Below are 17,839 nucleotides of genomic sequence, written 5' to 3' on the forward strand. Positions count from 1 at the left end.
CCGTCGGAGACGACGGCGGTCGTCGACTGACCGGCGAGACCGACTCCCGAGGGCGTCGCACGAGCCAGAGCGGTCGGGTCTCCGGGAAGCCACCCGACCGCGACGGCGAGTCGTCCCGCACCGGCAGGACCACGGGCTGGTGGTGAACAACCGCTTGAGCACGGTGAAGGCGTCCATGTCGCGCCTGGCCGTGGTGTCCGGGGGCGAGCGGACGGTGGCGACGGTGGGGCGTGGGTGCCACCGGCTCCCCCAAGCCGGACAGGTACCGATCAGGTGCCAGGGCGCTCGGCCGACCAATGGCCGTCCTCCGGGCCTGCCGTAGGGAACGGTCTGCGCGCGGGGCCGCGTCGATCGACAAGAGAAATCCGGCCATCAGCCGACCGGTCGAGCCGGATCTCGAGAAGCGACCACGAGATGTCCGATTCGAAGATTTCCTCGACCCACAGGGCGACGCGCTTCGCCCGGACCCGATCCTGCGCGTCCCGCGGCGAGCGGGAAAGGCCGGGGACGTCGTGCTCGTCCAGCCGGTTGCAGCACTCCGCGAGAAGGTCCGGATCCAATGTGACACGAACCGTTCGATCCTCGTCACGCAGTTCGAATGCGCCGGACTTGGGATCCAGGCCGGAAATCCGGTGTCGACGTCCAAGAATCTCGCCGATGGCACTGAAAAATGTTTCTCCGTCAGTCATGTCAACCTCGGTGATTCATGGTGGCCGCCGGGATGTGCCGGTTGTCGGCGTGTAGGTGAGCGAAGGCTCCTCTCCGACAGGGAACCGCCGGTGCCGATCGATCAGGATCTGTCACGGAAGAGACACTTTGCACATTCTACGGCGCGGTCGGAAGACCCGCGGGCCACCGCGCGGATAATTCGGGGCGGATACCGTCGTCGGCACACCGACGGACAGTGCCGGCACCGGCGTCCTTGTCGGTTCCGTGTCGGCGAACGGGCCGACCGCCCGCCCCCGAGTCAGATCCGGTGGCGCCGCAGCGCCGGGGCGGCGAGGGCCAGCGCCGACATGGCGACGACCACCAGCAGCCCTCCGCCCACCACGGCCGCGCGGGGGCCGAGGACCGAACCCGCCGTGCCGTGCAGCAGGTCCGCCAGCCGGGGCCCGCCGGCCACCACGACGGTGAAGACGCCCTGCATTCGGCCGCGCATCTCGTCGGTGGCCGCCGACTGGAGGATGGCCCCGCGGAAGACCATGGACACCATGTCGGCGAAGCCGGCCGCGGCGAGGAAGAGCACGGCCCACCACAGCCCGGCGCTGAGCCCGAACGCCGTGATCGCCGTGCCCCAGGCCACCACCGAGCCGATCACCATCCACCCGTGCCGACGGGCGTGCGAGTAACTGCCCGACATCAGTCCGGCGACCACCGCGCCGACCGGTATGGCCGCGTAGAGCAGGCCGAGCGCCATCCCCTCGCCCCAGGGGGCGTAGGTGGTGGCGGCCAACTGTGGGAAGAGCGCTCGCGGCATGCCGAACACCATCGCGACGATGTCGGCGAGGAAGGACAGCAGCAGCACGCGGTGCGCCACGATGTACCGGACCCCGGCGACGATCTGCCGCGCCCCGGCCGGCCGCGGGGCGCCGGTGGTTCCATCCGCACCGGCCGTGAGCGGTGGCAGGGGCGGCAGCCTCCGCACGGCCGCCACCGCGGCGCACAGGGCGAGCGCGTCGATCAGGTAGAGCGTGCCCAGGCCGATGACGGGGATCAGCGCGCCGGCGAGCAGCGGTCCGAGGACCAGGCCCGTCTGCATCACCGTGGAGGTGAGCGCGTTGGCCGCCACCAACTCCCCGGCGGGGACCAGACGGGCCACCGAAGCGCTGCGGGCGGGCGCGTTGACGCCGAAGAACGCCTGTTGGAGAGCGAGCAGCACCATCAGGGTCGCCACCGACTCCGAGCCGGCGGCGGCCTGCGCCCAGAGCAGCAGCGAGGTGATCGCGATGCCGGTGTTGGTGGTCAGCAGCACCTTGCGCCGGTCCAGACTGTCGGCGACCGCGCCGCCCCACAGCGCGAAGACCACCAACGGCACCAGGCCGGCCAGGCCGGCGTAGCCGACCCAGGCCGAGGACCCGGTGATGTCGTAGACCTGCTTGGGCACGGCGACGGCGGTGAGCTGACTGCCCACGGCCGTGGCGGTGCTGGAGGTCCACAGCCGGCGGAAGGCCGGGCGGCGCAGCGGCCGGGTGTCCATCGCCCAGCGCCGCCGGCCGGAGCGCTCCGGTCGGGGCCCGGAATCCTCACCGGGAAGGGCGGAAGGAGGCGCTCCGCTGTTGTCGGGGCTGTCCGCTGCGGTGCTCTTCCCGGTGTCCACGGCCGTCCTGGTCTCGCTGTGCGTCCATGTGGTCCGGCTCATTCTCGCCGACGCCGCGCCCGCGCGGGTGCCGGGAGAGGAAACGGCCGGGGGTGTCTCCCGCCGCGCGGCGGGAGACACCCCCGACGATGTCGATGTCGATGCCGATGCCGCGTTCGCGGCGCCGGCTCCTACAGCTCCTTGATCCGGATGTTGCGGAAGGAGATCACGTCGGTCGTGCCGTGGGTCTGCAGACCGATGTGGCCCGAGGCGTAGCGGCGGCCGTCGGTGCCCGGATCGCCGTCCCGGGGCGGCGAGAACTCCCGGCCCGCGACGTTGTCGAACTCGTTGATCAGTTCGCCGTTGCGGTGGATCGAGTAGTGCTGGCCGACCACGCGGATCTCGTACTCGTTCCAGGTGCCCTTGTCGGTGACGCCCGCGCCGCCCAGACCGACCCGGTCGAAGCCGTAGATCGACCCCGTCTTGTACATGTCGCCGTCGGGGCGGTCGAGGATCTGCACCTCGTGGCCGTACTTGATGGCCACCCACTCCGGACGGGGCTCCTCGGGATGGTCGTGGACCTGGGGGAAGCGGACGAAGACGCCGCTGTTGGCCCGGCCGTTCCCCGGCGCGTCGTCACGGAACTGGAGCTTCAGGGAGAAGTCGTCGTAGCGGCGTTCGGGGAACCACAGCATGCCCATGCCCGGCACGGTGGTGCTGCTGGTCATGGTGCCGTCGTCGCCCAGGGTGAAGGCGCCCCCACCGACGTGCTGCCACCGCTCGAACGACTTCCGCGTCCCGTTGAAGAGATTGCGGTAGCCCTCGTTCCGCCCCGGCTTGCCGATCTCCGACTGCCTGGCCGCCTTGTTGACGGCCCGGTGCTCCCGCCTGTCGATCACGCCCTGGTCCAGCAGTTCGTCCGTCACCTCCCGCACGTGCTTGCGGAAGAGGGCGTGGGAGGACCAGTCCTTCTCGTCCTCGATCAGTTCGTTGATGGTGCACCGGTTGGCCGTGACACGGTTGGGCACGCCGGTGTCGACGGTTCCGACGGAGACGGTCGGGCGCTCGTCCCACTCCGGGCAGGGCGGGGCGGGCACGCCGCCGCCCTCGACCACGGTGAAGGCCGCCCGCTTCGCCTCGGAGGTGTTGCCGGCCTTGTCGCCGGCCCGGTAGTCGACGGTGTGGCGTCCGACGCGGTCGACGGTCACCGGACCGCTGTAGGCGAGGTAGGGGCCGCCGTCGAGGGAGTACTCGACCTTCTCGACGCCGGAGCCGTCGTCGGTGGCGGTCACCGTCACCTTCGCCCGGCCGACGTAGGCGCCGTCGGAGTCCTTCTCGCCCTCCACCGTCGCGGAGACCTCCGGCGGGGTGGTGTCCTCGGTGGGCGGGGCGACCACGGTGAAGGCGACCGTCTTCGGCTCCGAGGCGTTGCCCGCCCGGTCCACGGCCCGGTAGCGCACCGTGTGGTCGCCCGCCTCGTGCACCATCACCGGGCCGGTGTAGGGCCGGTACGCGCCGTCCCCGAGCGCGTACTCGATCGCGTTGACGCCCGAGCCGGTGTCGGAGGCGGTGACGGTGACGGTGGCCATGCCGACGTAGGCGCCGTCGGCGTTCCGCTCCCCCGAGACGGTGGCGGAGGTCTCCGGCGGGGTGGTGTCGTCCGTGGGGGGCGCGGCCACGGTGAAGGCGACCGACTTCGGCTCCGAGGCGTTGCCCGCCCGGTCCACGGCCCGATGGCGCAGGGTGTGGTCGCCGACCCGGTCGACGGTGACCGGGCCGGTGTAGGGCCGGTACGCGCCGTCTCCCAGCGCGTACTCGATCCTGTCCACGCCCGAGCCGGTGTCGGTCGCGGTGACGGTGACGGTGGCCTGTCCGACGTAGGCGCCGTCGGCGTTCTTCTCCCCCTGCACCTCCGCGGTGGTCTCCGGCGGGGTGGTGTCCTCGCCGGTTCCGCCGTCGGTGACGGTGAGGACGCCCTCCATCTCGCCGTGGCCGGGGATGGTGCAGTGGTAGCGGTACCGGCCGGGGGTGAGGGTGACCTCGGCGGTGTGCCGACCGCCGTTCGCGTCCAGGGGACTGGCCAGGATGTTCAGCGGGACGTCGTCGTTGTACTCCGGATCGGAGACGTCGAAGGTCAGGGTGTGGGGCATGGCCGTGGTGTTGCCGGTGGCCTCGCTGTTCTCGAAGACGATGGTGGTCTTCCCCGCGACCGCGGTCGTGGGGGCCGAGGTGTAGTCGGTGATGTCGTCGCCGGCGGTCCAGGTGAGCACCTGCTCCGCGGCCGGGCGGACCGCCGGGCCCTGCCGGCCGTGGGCCGCCGGGGAGGCCAGGCCCACGAGCGTCAGCACCGCGGTCACCAGGGCGAGCCAGATCCTCCGGTTCACCGCTTCGCCCCCTTCTCCGTGCCGATCAGGTCCTTCGGCAGCGGGGTGGCCTCGCCGCCGTGGTAGGTGACGCGCCACAGCGCCGACGCGTCGTCGTAGGTGAAGAAGCCGCGCCCGTAGTCGAGGAGGTACAGGGCTCCGTCGGGTCCGAAGCGCCAGTCCATGAGGTTGCGGATGCCTCCCTGACCGGCGGGGACGATTCCGTCCAGGCTCTCGGCGTGGACGGGCAGGCCGCCCTCGCCGACCGTCTTCGGGTCGGTGAGGATCGCGTGCCGGGGCTGTTCGCCGTCGTAGAAGTCGCCGACGAACCACTTGCCGTCCCAGTACTCCGGCCACTTGTGGTCGCTGTCGACGGCCTCGTCGTGGCGGTATACGGGGCCGGTCATCGCGGCCTGGGCGCCGCCCTTGAGCCAGGGCAGCAGCAGTTCCTGGTCCGCCAACTCGTAGCTGGGGACGCCGTCGGCGTTCCGGGGGAAGTCGGGCGCGCCGCCCTGCGGGGAGTACCAGATGGTGTTGGAGGTGACGGGCGGGAGGTTCACCAGGCCGTCGTTGTGGGGGGACTCGTTCTTCGGGTGGTCGCAGTCGTACCAGCCCAGCGGCTTGCTCGGGTCGGGCAGGTTGCGGTCCCGGTAGGGCTGCTTGTTGCCCATGCAGAACGGCCAGCCGTGGTTGCCGGCCTCGGTGATCGCGGCGAAGGTGTCGTACTTCGCCGGTCCCCACACGGGGCTGGGGGTGGAGGCGTCCGGGCCGACCCAGCCGGCGTGGAGGATGTCGGTCTCGGGGTCGACGAAGATGCGGGCCGGGTTGCGGACGCCCATCACGTAGATCTCGCCGCGGGTCTTGCCGCCGCCCTCGGCCTGCTCCTCGCCCGTGAAGAGGTTGCCCTCCGGGATGGTGTACGTCCCGTCGTCCTCCGGGTGGATGCGCAGGATCTTGCCGTTGAGGTTGTTGGTGTTGCCGGAGGTGCGGCGGGCGTCGGCGAAGGCGTGGCCCTCGAAGTTCGGCTCCGGGTTGTTGCCGGAGTAGCCGTCGCTGAAGCCGGAGGAGTTGTTGTCGCCGGTGGCGATGTAGAGGTTGCCCCGGGAGTCCCAGGCCATGCCGCCGCCCGCGTGGCAGCAACTGTGGATCTGGACGGGCCACTCCAGCAGGACCTTCTCGGAGGAGAGGTCGAGCCGGCCCGTCTCGGGGTCGAGGGTGAAGCGGGAGACCCGGCGCAGGGCCGTGTGCTCCTCGCGGTCGATCTCCGAGTGCGGGGTCCAGTGGAGGTAGATCCAGCCGTTGTCGAGGAAGTCGGGGTCGAGTTCGATGCCGACCAGGCCCTCCTCGTTCTTGGTCAGCTCCCCGCCGCCGCCCTTGTTGCCGAAGACCTCCAGCGTGCCGACGAGGGTCGCCTCCTCCGTCTCGGGGTCCCAGACGTGGACGGTGCCCTCGCCCTTGCCGATCTCGGGGTCGTCCCAGTCGGTGACCACCGGGTCGCCGGGGGCGCCGCCACCGCGGCCTATGGAGAAGACCCGGCCGTCGGGGGCGGTGACGAGGCCGTGGGGCTCGCCGATCTGGTCGGTCCGCCCCGGTCGGTTGGGGCGGGTGAGCCGTTCGGCCTGGTAGTTGGCGGTGATGGTCGCCTTGCAGTCGGCGCGGGCCAGGCGGGTGGTCCACAGCAGGGCGCCGCGCAGGTGGGCGCGGAAGTCGGTCTCCCGGAAGGCGGAGGCCGTGCCGCCCATGGCGGTGTAGAAGGAGCGACCGCCGTCGTAGTCGCGGCACCAGGAGACCGGGTGGTCCCAGCCGCCCGCGTTCTCCCCCGGCTCGTAGGAGGTCTCCCGCACCCGTGCGACGGTGTGGACCTCGCCGGAGGGGTTGGTCTCCCAGCCGATCCACTCGTCGGAGCGCTTCCACTCCAACGGCAGGTTCCTGGTGGCCGGGTGGAGGCGGTCGCCGACCTCGACGACCGCGCGCTGCACCTTTCCCGGTTCGTCGCTCGCCGGGCGGGCCCCGATCAGACCGGTGAACCACGACGAGTAGGGCTCGGCGCGGGCGGCGTCGTGGATGCCGAGGAAGCCGCCGCCGGCCTCCAGGTAGCTCTCCAGGCCGGCCTCCTGCTCCGGGTCGAGCACGTCGCCGCCGCCGGTGAGGAAGACGACGGCGTTGTACCTGCCGAGCTTCCTGGAGGTGAAGACCGAGGCGTCGTCGGTGGCGTCGACCCGGAAGCGTTCGGCGGCCGGGCCGGTCCGGCCGATGCGTTCGACGGCCTCGATCCCCGCGTTCACCGTCGGTGGTTCCTCACCGGCGGAGGCGTGGAAGACCAGGACCCGGACGTTCTTCCCGCCCGGCGGTGAGGGAAGTCGGAGCTCGGCCGCCACGGCGTCCGGTCCGAGGCGGGCGGCGGCCGGTGTGCCGCCCAGGAGGGTCGCGGTGACGGCACCGGCCGCCAGGACGGCGACGGCGCCGCGCCGTCTCGCGGACCGTCTTCCGAGTCGCCTTCCGAGGTGCAGTGTGCTGGTCCCTCGCCGTGTCGAGGGGAGTCGCCGCGGTGTGTGCCGCATGGTCCACCCACCTTCTCCGGTCGTCTCCGGTCGGAGCAACGTCCGTGAAGCTAGACCCCTTTTGACGGTTCGCCAATAGCTACGGCCACCAATGGACGAACTTTGTCTTGGATGTGGACGAACGAAGATCACCGTTCTACCGTGACGTCTGTCCCGCCGTCCACACGTCCGTCAGCCCCCGCCCATCGGCGCAGTTGGGAGAGCGATGACCGAGGCAGCCGGCAACATCCCCCGACGCATCTTCAGCAGGAGTCTCCTGGCCGGCGGCGCGGCCGCCGCCGCGGTCCCGACCGTCCTGGCCTCGGCCGCCCCCGCCCCCGCGGCGGAGGCGGCAGCACCGGCCGCGAGGGGGACGGTCCGCCGGGCGCGGGCCGGGGGCGAGGTGCGACACCTGCGGATGTACGCGGAGAACCTGCCCGACGGGCAGATGGGCTACGGCCTGGAGAAGGGCGCGGCGACCATTCCCGGCCCGATGATCGAACTGGTCGAGGGCGACACCCTGCACATCGAGTTCGAGAACACCACGGACGTGGAGGTCAGCCTCCACGTGCACGGCGTCGACTACGACACCGCCAACGACGGCACCCGGATGAACCGCAGCACCGTGCCGCCGGGCGGCAGGCGCACCTACACCTGGCGCACCCACGAACCCGGAAAACGCAAGGACGGCACCTGGCGGCCGGGCAGCGCCGGCTACTGGCACTACCACGACCACGTCGTCGGCACCGACCACGGCACCGGCGGCATCCGTCGGGGCCTGTACGGGCCGGTGGTGGTCCGCCGGAAGGGCGACGTGCTGCCGGACAGGCAGTTCACCATCGTCTTCAACGACATGACGATCAACAACAGGACGGCCGGCGACACCCCGGACTTCGAGGCGACCGTGGGCGACCGGGTCGAGGTCGTCATGATCACGCACGGCGAGTACTACCACACGTTCCACATCCACGGTCACCGCTGGGCGGACAACCGCACGGGCCTGCTGGAAGGGCCCGACGACCCCAGCCGCGTCGTCGACAACAAGATCACCGGCCCGGCGGACTCGTTCGGCTTCCAGGTGATCGCCGGGGAGAACGTGGGCGCCGGGGCCTGGATGTACCACTGTCACGTCCAGAGCCACTCCGACATGGGCATGGCCGGTCTGTTCCTCGTCGCCAAGCCCGACGGCACCGTCCCCGGGCACGAACCGCACCGTCCCCCCGGACACGAGCACCCCTGACCGGCCCGGCGGACAGGCGCCCCGGGGTCAGGAGGCGCGGCCCTCCTCCGTCCCCCCGTCGTCTCCCGCACCCCGGGTGTCTCCGTCGCCCTCCTGCCCGGCCGTCCTGGGCGACCGTCCCCGGAGACGGTCGATCATCCGCGACGCCTGCGCCTTCGTCAGGTTCTCGGGGACCTCCTCGCCCGCCTCCCGGGCGAGGGTCTCCAGATAGCTCAGCTGCGGACCGGTCGCCGGTTCCTCTCCGGTGACCCAGTCCTCGACGTCCTTGTCCGGGTTCTGTTCCGTCATGCCGGAGCGGGTACCCCACGTCGCCGTCGGTGTCACCTCCCGGACGCGCGCCCACCGTGTCCGGACAGGGGAAATCACCCGCCCGGCCCGCCGGACGCCGCCGTCCGCGCCGGCGCCACGAGCACGGAGCCGTCCGCCTCCCGACCTTCCGCCGGCATCGCTCGCGGCCTCGTCCGCTGCCGCGGACTCGGCGACCTCCCGCCGCGGTAATGCGGTGGCACCCGCGAGGCGGTGTGCCCATCCTGGTCCGCGTGACAGAACCCGAGCACCGGATTCGAGCCCTGCACACGGACTCCACGATCACCGTCTACCAGGCGTATCCGCCGGACATCGGTCTGCCCGCAGCCCGGGAGGGCCGTTTCCCGGCGACGTGGCGGCGGAACCGGATGACATGGATCAAGCCGTCGTTCCTGTGGATGATGTACCGCTGCGGATGGGGCACCAAGAGCGGCCAGGAAACCGTCCTCGCCGTCGAGATCACCCGGGAAGGCTTCGAGTGGGCACTGGAACACGCCTGCCTTTCCCACTACGAACGGGGGCTCCACGCCGACCGTGCCACGTGGAAACGCCGGCTGCGGCAGGCTCCCGCCCGGGTGCAGTGGGACCCCGAACGCGACCTGCGCCTCCGGCCCCTTCCCCACCGGTCGCTCCAGCTCGGCCTCGCCGGCGAGGCCGCACGTCTCTACGCCGACGAGTGGATCGTCTCCATCGCCGACATCACACCGCTCGCCCACACCGTCCACGCCCAGGTACGGAACGGAGACCTGGACGGCGCCCGGAAACTCCTGCCCCGGGAGAGCCCCTACCCCGTGAACGACGGGTTCCTGGCCCACCTGCACCGGTGAGCCAGGCCCGCCGATCGCGACGACTCATCGCGTAAGCCGCGTTCAGCAGCCGTCCTCACGCAGCGATCGCAGGTGGGCGGCGGAACGGCGGGCGAAGCGGAGGGAGTCGCCGGGGTTGTCGTGCTCGGCGATCCAGTGGTGGCCGCGGCGGCGGGAGAGCCGCTCCACACCGCCGATGAACCGCTCGTAGTCGATGTCGCCGTCACCGACGTCCGTCATGCGGTAGCCGTCGCGGGCCGACGGGTCCTCCTCGCCGTCCTTCACGTGGAAGAGCGGGTAGCGGTGCGGGGCGGCCAGGACGTAGTCGATCGGGTCGAAGGGCGCGGGCACGCCGTCGGGGCGGACGCCGAAGCGGAACTGCCCGCAGTACGCCCAGTAGATGTCCATCTCCAGGTGGACCAGGTCGGGGTCGGTCTCGGCCAACAGCACGTCGTACAGGCGCACGTCGGGCCGGTCGGAGGCGAAGGAGAACTCCTCGGCGTGGTTGTGCTGGTAGAACGTCATGCCGCGGGCGCGGGCGGCGGCGCCGTAGGTGTTGAAGTCCTCGGCGGCCCGCTTCCAGGCGTCCACCGTGGAGCCGTAGCGGAACGGCCCGCTGGCGGTGCCGATGTGCCGCAGCCCCAGCTCCTGGGCGTCGTCGAGGACCTTCTCCAGATTGGTGGCGAAGGTGTAGGCGTTCGGGTCGGAGGAGTGGTAGCCGACGTGGCTGCCGACGGCCCGCAGCCCGTTGTCGCGGACCAGGCGACGCAGCCGCCGCAGGGAGATGGGTCCCGCCGAGCCCTGGGTGTAACCGGCGAACTCCACCTCCTCGTAGCCGTGGCGTCGCAGTTCCTCGAAGACGCGGGCGAAGCCGACGGTGGAGACCTGGTCGCGGAGGCTGTAGAGCTGGATGCCCAGCCGGCCCCGGGGGACCAGCCGGCGGGCGGGGCGGTGGGACTCGGCGGGGGCGGCCGTCGCGGTGCCGCCACCGACCGCTCCGAGCAGGGCGGCGGCACCTCCGGCCGCGACACCGAGGAATCCCCGGCGTCGCAGGGCGTGGGCGAGATCGTCGTTCGAGGTCATGTCGTGACTCCTTGGGTGGTCCGGCGGCGGTTTCGGCGGGTTCGGTGGGGGGCGTCAGGAGAGCCCGGCGAGATCGAGCAGAAGGGGTTTGACGTCGGTCGCGGCGAGGGTGCCGGCGGCGACGCCGGGCCGGGAGCACAGCAGCACCGGTCCGTCGTCCTCGCCGGCGGGCGGACGGCCGTGGCTGCCGCGCACGGACGACGGGTCCAGGGGGACGACCGCCATCCGGTAGCGCAGGCCGAGTTTCTTGCGGGCGAGCGCGGAGGCCGCCCGGAGACGGACGTACGGGTCGAGGGGGTCCATGAAGAGCTCGGCCGGGTCGTAGCCGGGCTTGCGGTGGATCTCGACGGTGCGGGCGAAGTCGGGGGCGCGGGCGTCGTCGAGCCAGTAGTAGTAGGTGAACCAGGCACCGGGTTCGGCGATCGCCACCAACTCCCCGGAGCGGGGATGGTCCAGGCCGTGGGCCTTCTTGCCCTCGTCGTCGAGGAGGCGTTCGACGCCGGGCAGGCCGTCGAGGGCGGCGCGGGTGGCGTCGAGGTCCTCGGGGCGGCGGACGTAGACGTGGGCGATCTGGTGGTCGGCGACGGCGAAGGCCCGGGAAGCCGTCGGGTCCAGGTACTCCATGCCGTCCTGGGTGTGGACCTCCAGCAGTCCGGCCCGGCGCAGGGCCCGGTTGACGTCCACGGGTCGGTCGACGGCGGTGATGCCGTACTCGGAGAGGACGACGACCGTGCGTCCCTCGGCACGGGCGTCGTCCAGCAGCGGCGCCAGGATCCGGTCCAGGTCGGCGGCGGCGGCGAGGGAGCGCGGGTCGTCGGGGCCGTGGCGCTGGAGGTCGTAGTCCAGGTGGGGGACGTAGGTCAGGACGAGGTCAAGGGCGCGGGTGCGCAGGACGTGTCGGGTGGCGTCGACGATCCACCGCGAGGAGGTCAGGTCGGCGCCCGGGCCCCAGTAGTGGAACAGCGGGAAGGTGCCCAGCTCGTCGGTGAGCTCGTCGTGCAGGGCGGGGGGCCGGGTGTAGCAGTCGGGTTCCTTGCGCCCGTCGGCGCGGTAGACGGGGCGCGGGGTGACGGTGTAGTCGGTGTCGGCGCCCATGGCGTACCACCAACAGATGTTGGCCACCGTGTAGCCGGGGTGGACGCGGCGGGCGGCGTCCCACAGCCTGTCGCCGCCGACGAGGCGGTTGTGCTGCCGCCACAGCAGCACCTCGCCGAGGTCGCGGAAGTACCAGCCGTTGCCGACGATGCCGTGCTCGGCGGGGGTGGTGCCGGTGAGGAAGGTGGCCTGGGCGGAGCAGGTGACGGCGGGCAGCACGGTGCCCAGGGACGCGCGGGAGCCGGTCTCGGCCAGGGCGCGCAGGCGGGGCATGTGCTCCAGCAGTCGGGGGGTGAGGCCCACGACGTCGAGGACGAGGAGCGGGGCGGGTCGGCGGCCCGTGGCCGGGGCCGGTCGCGGGTCCGGGCTCACGGCAGCTCCTTGAGGCCGAGATCGGTCAGCAGGTCGCGGGCGAGGCCGAGTTCGGCGGCGATGCCGTCGGCGAGCTGCGCCCGGGTGCGGGGGCGCAGTGCGGGCGGGAGGGCCTGCCAGGTGTAGGTCTCCACCTCCAGGTGGTGGGTGAGGGGCGCGGGACCGCCGACGAGCCGGGCCAGGGTGGCGCGCAGCACGGGCAGGGTGGAGGTGAGCGGGGACTCGGGGGCGGCGTGCAGGGGCATGTGGAAGTGGGCGCGCCAGGGGCCGGTGGCGGGCAGGGGGCCGTCGGCGGCGAGGGCCCGGTCGAGGTCGTCGGTGCCCAGGACGGTGCCGTCGGGGGCGCGGGTGCGGGTCTGGTGCAGGAACCTCGGTTCGGCGAAGGCGGCGAGCGCTTCCCGTACGGCCGGTTCGTGCGGGTCGTCGGCGTGGAGGGCGGTCGAGAGCTGGGCCTTGACGATGGGGACCCCGGCCGAGGCCAGCCCGTCCAGGGCCTGGTCGGGTTCTTCGAACACGGTGGCCAGGTGGCAGGTGTCCAGGCAGACGCCGACCCACTCGCGCGGCGGGGCTCCGCGGGCCGTGAGGGCGCGGACGGCGTCGGCGGTGGTCTCGACGGCGCAGCCGGGCTCCGGCTCCAACCCGATGCGGACGGATCGGCCGGTCAGCTCCCGCAGGGCGCCGAGCCGGCCGGCGAGGGTGGTGAGCGCGCCGTGCGCGGTCTCGGCGCGGTGGGCGTCGAAGCCGGTGCGCCAGGCGAGCGGCAGGGTGGAGACACTGCCCTCGGTGACGTCGTCGGGCAGCAGCGCCGCGAGCAGCCGGACGAGGTCGGTGGTGTGTTCCAGGCGGGCCGGTTCGGTCCAGTCGGGCCGGTAGACGCGGTGTTTGACGACCTGGTCGCCGAACCCCCGGTAGGGGAACCCGTTGAGGGTGACGACCTCCAGGCCGCAGCGGTCGAGTTCGGCGCGCAGGGCACGGACGGCGGCGGGGTCGGCGATCAGCGCGCGGGCCGCGTCGCGGGCGAGCCACAGTCCGATGCCGAGCCGGTCGCGGCCCAGTCGGCGGCGAACCGGCTCGCAGTGGTCCCGGAGCTGGGCGAGGACGCCGTCGAGGTTCTCGGCGGGATGGACGTTGGTGCAGTAGGCGAGGTGGACGGTGGAGCCGTCGGGGTGGCGGAAGCGCATCGCTCACTCCCCCCCGCGCAGGATGGAGTTGCCCTCGTGGGTCGCTCCGGGGTCCGCCACGTCGAGATCGAGACGGCCGCCGATACCGAAGAAGGCGACCGGGTTGCGCCACAGCACCCGATCGACGTCGTCCTCGTCGAAGCCGGCGGCGAGCATGGCGTCGCCGACCCCGCGGGTCTTCAACGGGTCGCTCCTGCCCCAGTCGGCGGCCGAGTTGACCAGCACCTTCTCCGGGCCGTACGCCTTGAGGATCGCGACCATGCGGTCCTCGTCCATCTTGGTGTCGGGGTAGACGGAGAAGCCGAGCCAGCAACCGGCGTCCTTGGCCTCCCTCACCGTCGTCTCGTTGAGGTGGTCGAGCAGGACGTGCTCGACGGGGAGCGCGGACTCCCGCACGACGTCGAGGGTGCGGAGCAGCCCGGCGAGCTTGTCGCGGTGGGGGGTGTGGACGAGCGCGGGCAGGTCGTGGTCGGCGGCGAGTTGGAGCTGGGCGGCCAGGGCGGTGTCCTCGGCCGGCGTCATCGAGTCGTAGCCGATCTCGCCGACGGCGACGACACCGTCCTTGACGAGGTAGCGGGGCAGCGCCTCCAGGACGGGGACGCAGCGCGGGTCGTTGGCCTCCTTGGGGTTCAGGGCGATGGTGCAGTGGTGGGCGATGCCGTACTGGGCGGCGCGGAAGGGCTCCCAGCCCAGGAGGGAGTCGAAGTAGTCGAGGAAGCTCTCGGGCGAGGTACGGGGTTGGCCGAGCCAGAAGGACGGTTCGACGACGGCCCGGACCCCGGCGGCGTACATGGCCTCGTAGTCGTCGGTGGTGCGGGAGGTCATGTGGATGTGCGGGTCGAAGATGCGCATCAGCCCTCCTCGGGGTGGGGGGTGGCGGCCAGGTCCAGCACGCGGTGGAGGTCGTCGGGGACGGCACGGCCGGCGGCGGCGCGCTCGGCCGCGTGGTCGCGGAGCATCCGTGCCAGTTCGGCGTCGCCGCGGGCGCGCTCCTCCAGGCCGGCCACGGCGGACACCGGCACGCCGGTGAACAGGCATTTCAGGACGGCGTGGCGCCAGGCGTGGGCGTCGATGTGTTCCGCGGCGTACGGGCCGACGGCCGCGGCCACCAGGGTGGTGTCGTTGGTGCGCAGGGCGTCCTCGACGATCGGTACGGCACCTTGGCCGACGTCGAGGTGGGGCAGGGCGAGCAGGACGGCGCGCCGTTCGGCGGCGGTTCCGTGCCCGTACAGTCGCGCCAGGGTGGCGGCGTCGGCCCGTGCCGTCCGGAGCAGCAGCACGCGCGCGGCGTCGGCCGTGTCGGTGGCGGCGGCGCCGACCGGCGCGGTGGCGGCGGTGGGGCGGCAGTGGCGGCCGGCGGACGCGAAGCGGAGCTCCCAGGCGGGGGGCCCGGTGCGCGGGGCCTCCCCCGCTCCGTCCTCGGCCGCTCGCACGGCCTCGGCCAGGGCCCGGTCCAGCCATTCCCGGCCCGCCCGATCCAGCCGTGCCGCGATCTCCCTCCGGAGGCCGGCGACGGTGCCGTCGGTCAGCACGGTGCGCCTCCGGCGGTCCGGTCCGCATCGCGGAGGAAGGCGATGGACGCGGCGGCCAGCTCGGGGCCGGCGTGGGAGTCGCGGGGCAGTTCGACGCCGACCAGGCCGCCGTACCCGGCCTCGTGGAGCGCGGCCAGCACCGGGGGGAAGTCGATCTCCCCCGCGCCGAAGGGCAGGTGTTCGTGGACTCCGCGGCGCATGTCCTCGATCTGGACGTGGCGCAGCCAGGGCGCGGCGGCACGGACGCAGTCGGCGGGCGGGTCCGGCTCCAGGCACTGGCAGTGGCCGATGTCCAGGGTCAGGCCCAGCCCGTCGGGGTCGCCGAGGTCCGTGCGCAGGCGGTGGAAGCCGGCCAGGTCGGCGAGGAGGTGGCCCGGTTCGGGTTCGACCGCGAGCGGGACGCCCGCGGCGCGGGCCGCCGCCAGGACGGGGGCGACGGTCTCCGCCAACCGTTTCCAGGCCGTCTCCGGATCGGTGTCGGGCGGGGTGCGCCCGCTGAAGCAGTGCACGGCCGTCGCACCGAGGTCTCCGGCGATCCGTACGGCCGTCAGCAGCAGTTCCACGCGCGCGGTGCGGGCGTCGGGGTCCGGATCGAGGAGGGTGGGGTGGTGTTTGCGGCGTGGGTCGAGCACGTAGCGCGCCCCGGTCTCGACGGCGACGGCCAGCCCCAGGCGGTCCAGTCGACGGGCGACGTGCCGGGTGCGGGAGGCCAGTTCGGGGGCCGGGGCGAGCGGATCCAGGTGCATGTGGTCGAGGGTCAGGCCGACGCCGTCGTAGCCGAGGTCGGCGAGCAGGTCGAGGGCGTCGTCGAGGCGCAGGTCGGCGAGTCCGTTGGTGCCGTAGGCCAAGCGCAGGCGGGTCATGTGGGACTGACCTTTCGGGACAGGCGGCGGGCGATCGGCAGCAGCGCGAGCAGCGGCAGTCCGAGCGTCGGCGCGCCGGCGCGCGCGGCGAGCGCGGCCTGGAGCGGGATCATGGCGCGGATCCCGCCGCCGACGGCCCGCCGGGTGAGGTGCGGCGACGGGTTGAGGGCGGCGTGGACGTACGGTCGGGCGGCGGTGGCGCCGTACGCGATGCAGAGCCCGGCGGTGGCGGACGAGCGGAGCCCTTCGGGCCGGGCGGGACGGCCGGCCAGGGCGCGGGAGACCGCGGCCGTGGTGGCCAGCGCGGCCAACGGGGGCAGGGCCGTGCCGCCCCGCTCCTCGTGTCGGGAGACGGCGGTGACGGCGAGGGTGTGGGCGCCGAGCAGCGCGGCCGACGGCAGGGCGCGCCGCACGGCGTGGCGCGCGTCCCGCACGGCCGGCGCCGTGGCCGTCGCGCCGAGGAGGAGATCCAGGGCACGGGCGCCGGCCATGGCCAGGGGGCCGGCCGGGGTGTTCTTCAGCCGCAGGTCGTAGGCCCACACCGTGCCGGCCAGGGCGCCGGCCGTGACCAGGGCGGGCCGGCCGGCCGCCGCGGCCAGGCCCAGCCCGGCGACGGTGAGCCCGGTCGCGGCGGCCAGGGCCGCGCCGGGGGTCACGCGGCCGGACGGCAGCGGCCGGTGGGGACGCTCGGCGGCGTCGACGTCGCGGTCGGCCCAGTCGTTGAGCGCCATGCCCGCCTCGTAGAGGCAGACGGAGGCGCCGGCGGCGAGCGCGCCACGGCGGCCGGGGGCCCGTCCGGCGGCGGCCGCGCCGGCGAGGACGTCGCCGGGGACGGTGCACAGGGCGGAGACCCGCAGCAGCTCGGCCCAGGCCCGTCGCCGTCCGCTCCCGCGCGCGTTCACGACTCCCCCCGGAGGCGGTCGGCGAAGGCGAGCAGGGCGCGCCACTGCTCGGCCAGGTCGGACGGGGCGCCCGGATCCGGGTCCTTGAAGAAGAAACCCAGTTCGGGGAGGGGGCCGGAGATTCCGGTGGCGTGGGCGGCCGCGACCAGCCGGGCGAGGTCGAGGACGAGGGGCGCGGCCAGTGCGGAGTCGCACCCCTGCCAGATGGTCTGCAGGACCATCCGGGAGCCGAGGAACCCCTCGAAGGCGATGTGGTCCCAGGCGGTCTTCCAGTCGCCGAGGGACGGCACGTCGTCGATGTGGACCCTCCCCTCGGGGACCGAGCCGAGGGTGTCGGCCAGCACCCGGGCCTTGCCCGCGTTCTTGGCCGCCGCGGCGGCGGGGTCGGCGAGGGCGGCGCCGTCCCCGCCGCCGAGGAGGTTGGTTCCGGACCAGGCGCGCACCGTGAGGGCCCGGTGGAGGAACATCGGCGCGAGCACCGACCGCAGCAGGGTCTGCCCGGTCTTGCCGTCGCGGCCCGCGTGGGGCAGCCCGCGGTGGGCGACCGCGTCCGCCAGCGCGGGATGGCGCAGTCCGGCGGAGGGGGTGAAGTTGACGTAGGGGCAGCCGGCGCGGAGGGCGGCGGCCGCGTAGAGGGAACTGGGCGGCAGGCGGTCGTCGCCGGGCGCGGGGACCGGCTCGGTGGTGGCGACGTTGACGACGACGGTGCGGTCGAGCCCGTGGTCGGTCGTGAAGGCGGCGAGGTCGGCGGCGAAGGAGTCGATCATCTCCTCGTCGGTGCGGTCCTCACCGGGCCGGGGTCCGCCGGGGCGGATGGCGGCGTCGACGGCGGCCAGTTCGGCGTGGACGGCGGCCGGGAGTCCGTGGGGCAGGACGCCGCCCGTCACCAGGGCCTCGGCGCGTTTGGGCAGGGGGCAGCCGGAGGTGTCGTGGCCGCCGATGACCAGGTCCGCCAGGGGCGGCAGTCCGCAACCGGCGAAGGGCGCGGTCTCGGTGACCATGCCGGTGGGCGGGTGCAGCCCCGCGGTGACCGCCGCCCAGCCGGCCGTCACGGTGGTGCCGACGGATCCGCGCGCGCCGAGCAGCCAGACCCCGGTGCGGGGTCTGGGGGGTCCGTGCGGCCCGGTCTCGCCGTGGGTACCGGAGTCGGTGGCGGCGAAGGAGGGCTGGTCGGGGCGGTCGGTGGTCATGGCTGCCTCCCGTGGGGTGAGTGGCGCGGCACTGCTCGGGCGGGGCTCGGGGAACGGCGGGGTGGGGCGT

At 73.3% G+C, this 17,839-nt stretch carries 15 protein-coding genes; 2 read left to right on the forward strand and 13 right to left on the reverse strand.

Annotation, left to right across the window (positions count from 1 at the left end):
• Positions 1–269 precede the first annotated feature (269 nt).
• The 4 genes from F0L17_RS01515 to F0L17_RS01530 form a co-directional block, all read right to left on the reverse strand.
• Complete coding sequence (locus F0L17_RS01515; RefSeq protein ID WP_155069412.1) at positions 270–689, reverse strand: hypothetical protein; 420 nt, start codon at positions 687–689, stop codon at positions 270–272.
• 278 nt (positions 690–967) lie between these two features.
• Positions 968–2,317, reverse strand: coding sequence for an MFS transporter (locus F0L17_RS01520; RefSeq protein ID WP_420802459.1), 1,350 nt, complete (start codon positions 2,315–2,317; stop codon positions 968–970).
• Between the two features lie 170 nt (positions 2,318–2,487).
• Positions 2,488–4,680 (reverse strand): OmpL47-type beta-barrel domain-containing protein, encoded by a 2,193-nt coding sequence (locus F0L17_RS01525; protein ID WP_338017911.1) that lies wholly within the window; start codon positions 4,678–4,680, stop codon positions 2,488–2,490.
• The gene (locus tag F0L17_RS01530; protein ID WP_155069416.1) at positions 4,677–7,220 is read right to left on the reverse strand and encodes a ThuA domain-containing protein; all 2,544 of its coding nucleotides are present in this window, start codon (positions 7,218–7,220) and stop codon (positions 4,677–4,679) included. Before F0L17_RS01530 ends, F0L17_RS01525 begins: the two co-directional genes overlap by 4 nt.
• A gap of 205 nt (positions 7,221–7,425) precedes the next feature.
• On the opposite strand from F0L17_RS01530, the gene F0L17_RS01535 reads away from it, so the two are divergent.
• Positions 7,426–8,439, forward strand: coding sequence for a multicopper oxidase domain-containing protein (locus tag F0L17_RS01535; protein WP_155069418.1), 1,014 nt, complete (start codon positions 7,426–7,428; stop codon positions 8,437–8,439).
• A 27-nt stretch (positions 8,440–8,466) separates the two neighbouring features.
• Here F0L17_RS01535 and F0L17_RS01540 read toward each other — a convergent pair whose 3' ends face one another.
• Positions 8,467–8,727, reverse strand: coding sequence for a DUF3072 domain-containing protein (locus tag F0L17_RS01540; protein ID WP_155069420.1), 261 nt, complete (start codon positions 8,725–8,727; stop codon positions 8,467–8,469).
• Between the two features lie 209 nt (positions 8,728–8,936).
• On the opposite strand from F0L17_RS01540, the gene F0L17_RS01545 reads away from it, so the two are divergent.
• Positions 8,937–9,572 carry a DUF4291 domain-containing protein gene (locus tag F0L17_RS01545; protein WP_155069422.1) on the forward strand — a complete coding sequence of 212 codons (636 nt, stop codon included), beginning with the start codon at positions 8,937–8,939 and terminating at the stop codon, positions 9,570–9,572.
• Positions 9,573–9,614: 42 nt separating this feature from the next.
• Here the strand turns inward: F0L17_RS01545 and F0L17_RS01550 are convergent, their stop codons facing one another.
• Genes F0L17_RS01550 through F0L17_RS01585 form a run of 8 tightly spaced genes read right to left on the reverse strand, consistent with a single transcriptional unit; the run spans position 9,615 to position 17,769 of the window.
• Complete coding sequence (locus tag F0L17_RS01550) at positions 9,615–10,634, reverse strand: sugar phosphate isomerase/epimerase family protein (RefSeq protein WP_155069424.1); 1,020 nt, start codon at positions 10,632–10,634, stop codon at positions 9,615–9,617.
• 54 nt (positions 10,635–10,688) lie between these two features.
• On the reverse strand, positions 10,689–12,101 hold the full coding sequence (locus F0L17_RS01555; protein ID WP_162465646.1) for an alkaline phosphatase family protein: 1,413 nt from the start codon (positions 12,099–12,101) through the stop codon (positions 10,689–10,691).
• Positions 12,098–13,282, reverse strand: coding sequence for a metabolite traffic protein EboE (eboE, locus tag F0L17_RS01560; protein WP_155069426.1), 1,185 nt, complete (start codon positions 13,280–13,282; stop codon positions 12,098–12,100). Before eboE ends, F0L17_RS01555 begins: the two co-directional genes overlap by 4 nt.
• Before the next feature lie 3 nt (positions 13,283–13,285).
• On the reverse strand, positions 13,286–14,134 hold the full coding sequence (locus tag F0L17_RS01565) for a TatD family hydrolase (protein ID WP_155069429.1): 849 nt from the start codon (positions 14,132–14,134) through the stop codon (positions 13,286–13,288).
• Positions 14,134–14,814, reverse strand: coding sequence for an EboA domain-containing protein (locus F0L17_RS01570; protein ID WP_338017912.1), 681 nt, complete (start codon positions 14,812–14,814; stop codon positions 14,134–14,136). The genes F0L17_RS01565 and F0L17_RS01570 overlap by 1 nt, the downstream gene beginning before the upstream one ends.
• Positions 14,808–15,677 carry a sugar phosphate isomerase/epimerase family protein gene (locus F0L17_RS01575; protein ID WP_155069431.1) on the reverse strand — a complete coding sequence of 290 codons (870 nt, stop codon included), beginning with the start codon at positions 15,675–15,677 and terminating at the stop codon, positions 14,808–14,810. Before F0L17_RS01575 ends, F0L17_RS01570 begins: the two co-directional genes overlap by 7 nt.
• Positions 15,674–16,579 (reverse strand): SCO3242 family prenyltransferase, encoded by a 906-nt coding sequence (locus tag F0L17_RS01580; protein WP_338017913.1) that lies wholly within the window; start codon positions 16,577–16,579, stop codon positions 15,674–15,676. Before F0L17_RS01580 ends, F0L17_RS01575 begins: the two co-directional genes overlap by 4 nt.
• Positions 16,576–17,769 (reverse strand): inositol-3-phosphate synthase, encoded by a 1,194-nt coding sequence (locus F0L17_RS01585; RefSeq protein WP_155069433.1) that lies wholly within the window; start codon positions 17,767–17,769, stop codon positions 16,576–16,578. The genes F0L17_RS01580 and F0L17_RS01585 overlap by 4 nt, the downstream gene beginning before the upstream one ends.
• Positions 17,770–17,839 lie beyond the last annotated feature (70 nt).

The organism is Streptomyces taklimakanensis (genome assembly GCF_009709575.1).
Lineage (GTDB): Bacteria > Actinomycetota > Actinomycetes > Streptomycetales > Streptomycetaceae > Streptomyces > Streptomyces taklimakanensis.

Coding starts and splice junctions, on each gene's coding strand:
- F0L17_RS01515 (WP_155069412.1), bottom strand. CDS start 689: ATGACTGACGGAGAAACATTTTTCAGTGCCATCGGCGAGATTCTTGGA.
- F0L17_RS01530 (WP_155069416.1), bottom strand. CDS start 7,220: ATGCGGCACACACCGCGGCGACTCCCCTCGACACGGCGAGGGACCAGC.
- F0L17_RS01535 (WP_155069418.1), top strand. CDS start 7,426: ATGACCGAGGCAGCCGGCAACATCCCCCGACGCATCTTCAGCAGGAGT.
- F0L17_RS01540 (WP_155069420.1), bottom strand. CDS start 8,727: ATGACGGAACAGAACCCGGACAAGGACGTCGAGGACTGGGTCACCGGA.
- F0L17_RS01545 (WP_155069422.1), top strand. CDS start 8,937: ATGCGGTGGCACCCGCGAGGCGGTGTGCCCATCCTGGTCCGCGTGACA.
- F0L17_RS01550 (WP_155069424.1), bottom strand. CDS start 10,634: ATGACCTCGAACGACGATCTCGCCCACGCCCTGCGACGCCGGGGATTC.
- eboE (WP_155069426.1), bottom strand. CDS start 13,282: ATGCGCTTCCGCCACCCCGACGGCTCCACCGTCCACCTCGCCTACTGC.
- F0L17_RS01565 (WP_155069429.1), bottom strand. CDS start 14,134: ATGCGCATCTTCGACCCGCACATCCACATGACCTCCCGCACCACCGAC.
- F0L17_RS01575 (WP_155069431.1), bottom strand. CDS start 15,677: ATGACCCGCCTGCGCTTGGCCTACGGCACCAACGGACTCGCCGACCTG.
- F0L17_RS01585 (WP_155069433.1), bottom strand. CDS start 17,769: ATGACCACCGACCGCCCCGACCAGCCCTCCTTCGCCGCCACCGACTCC.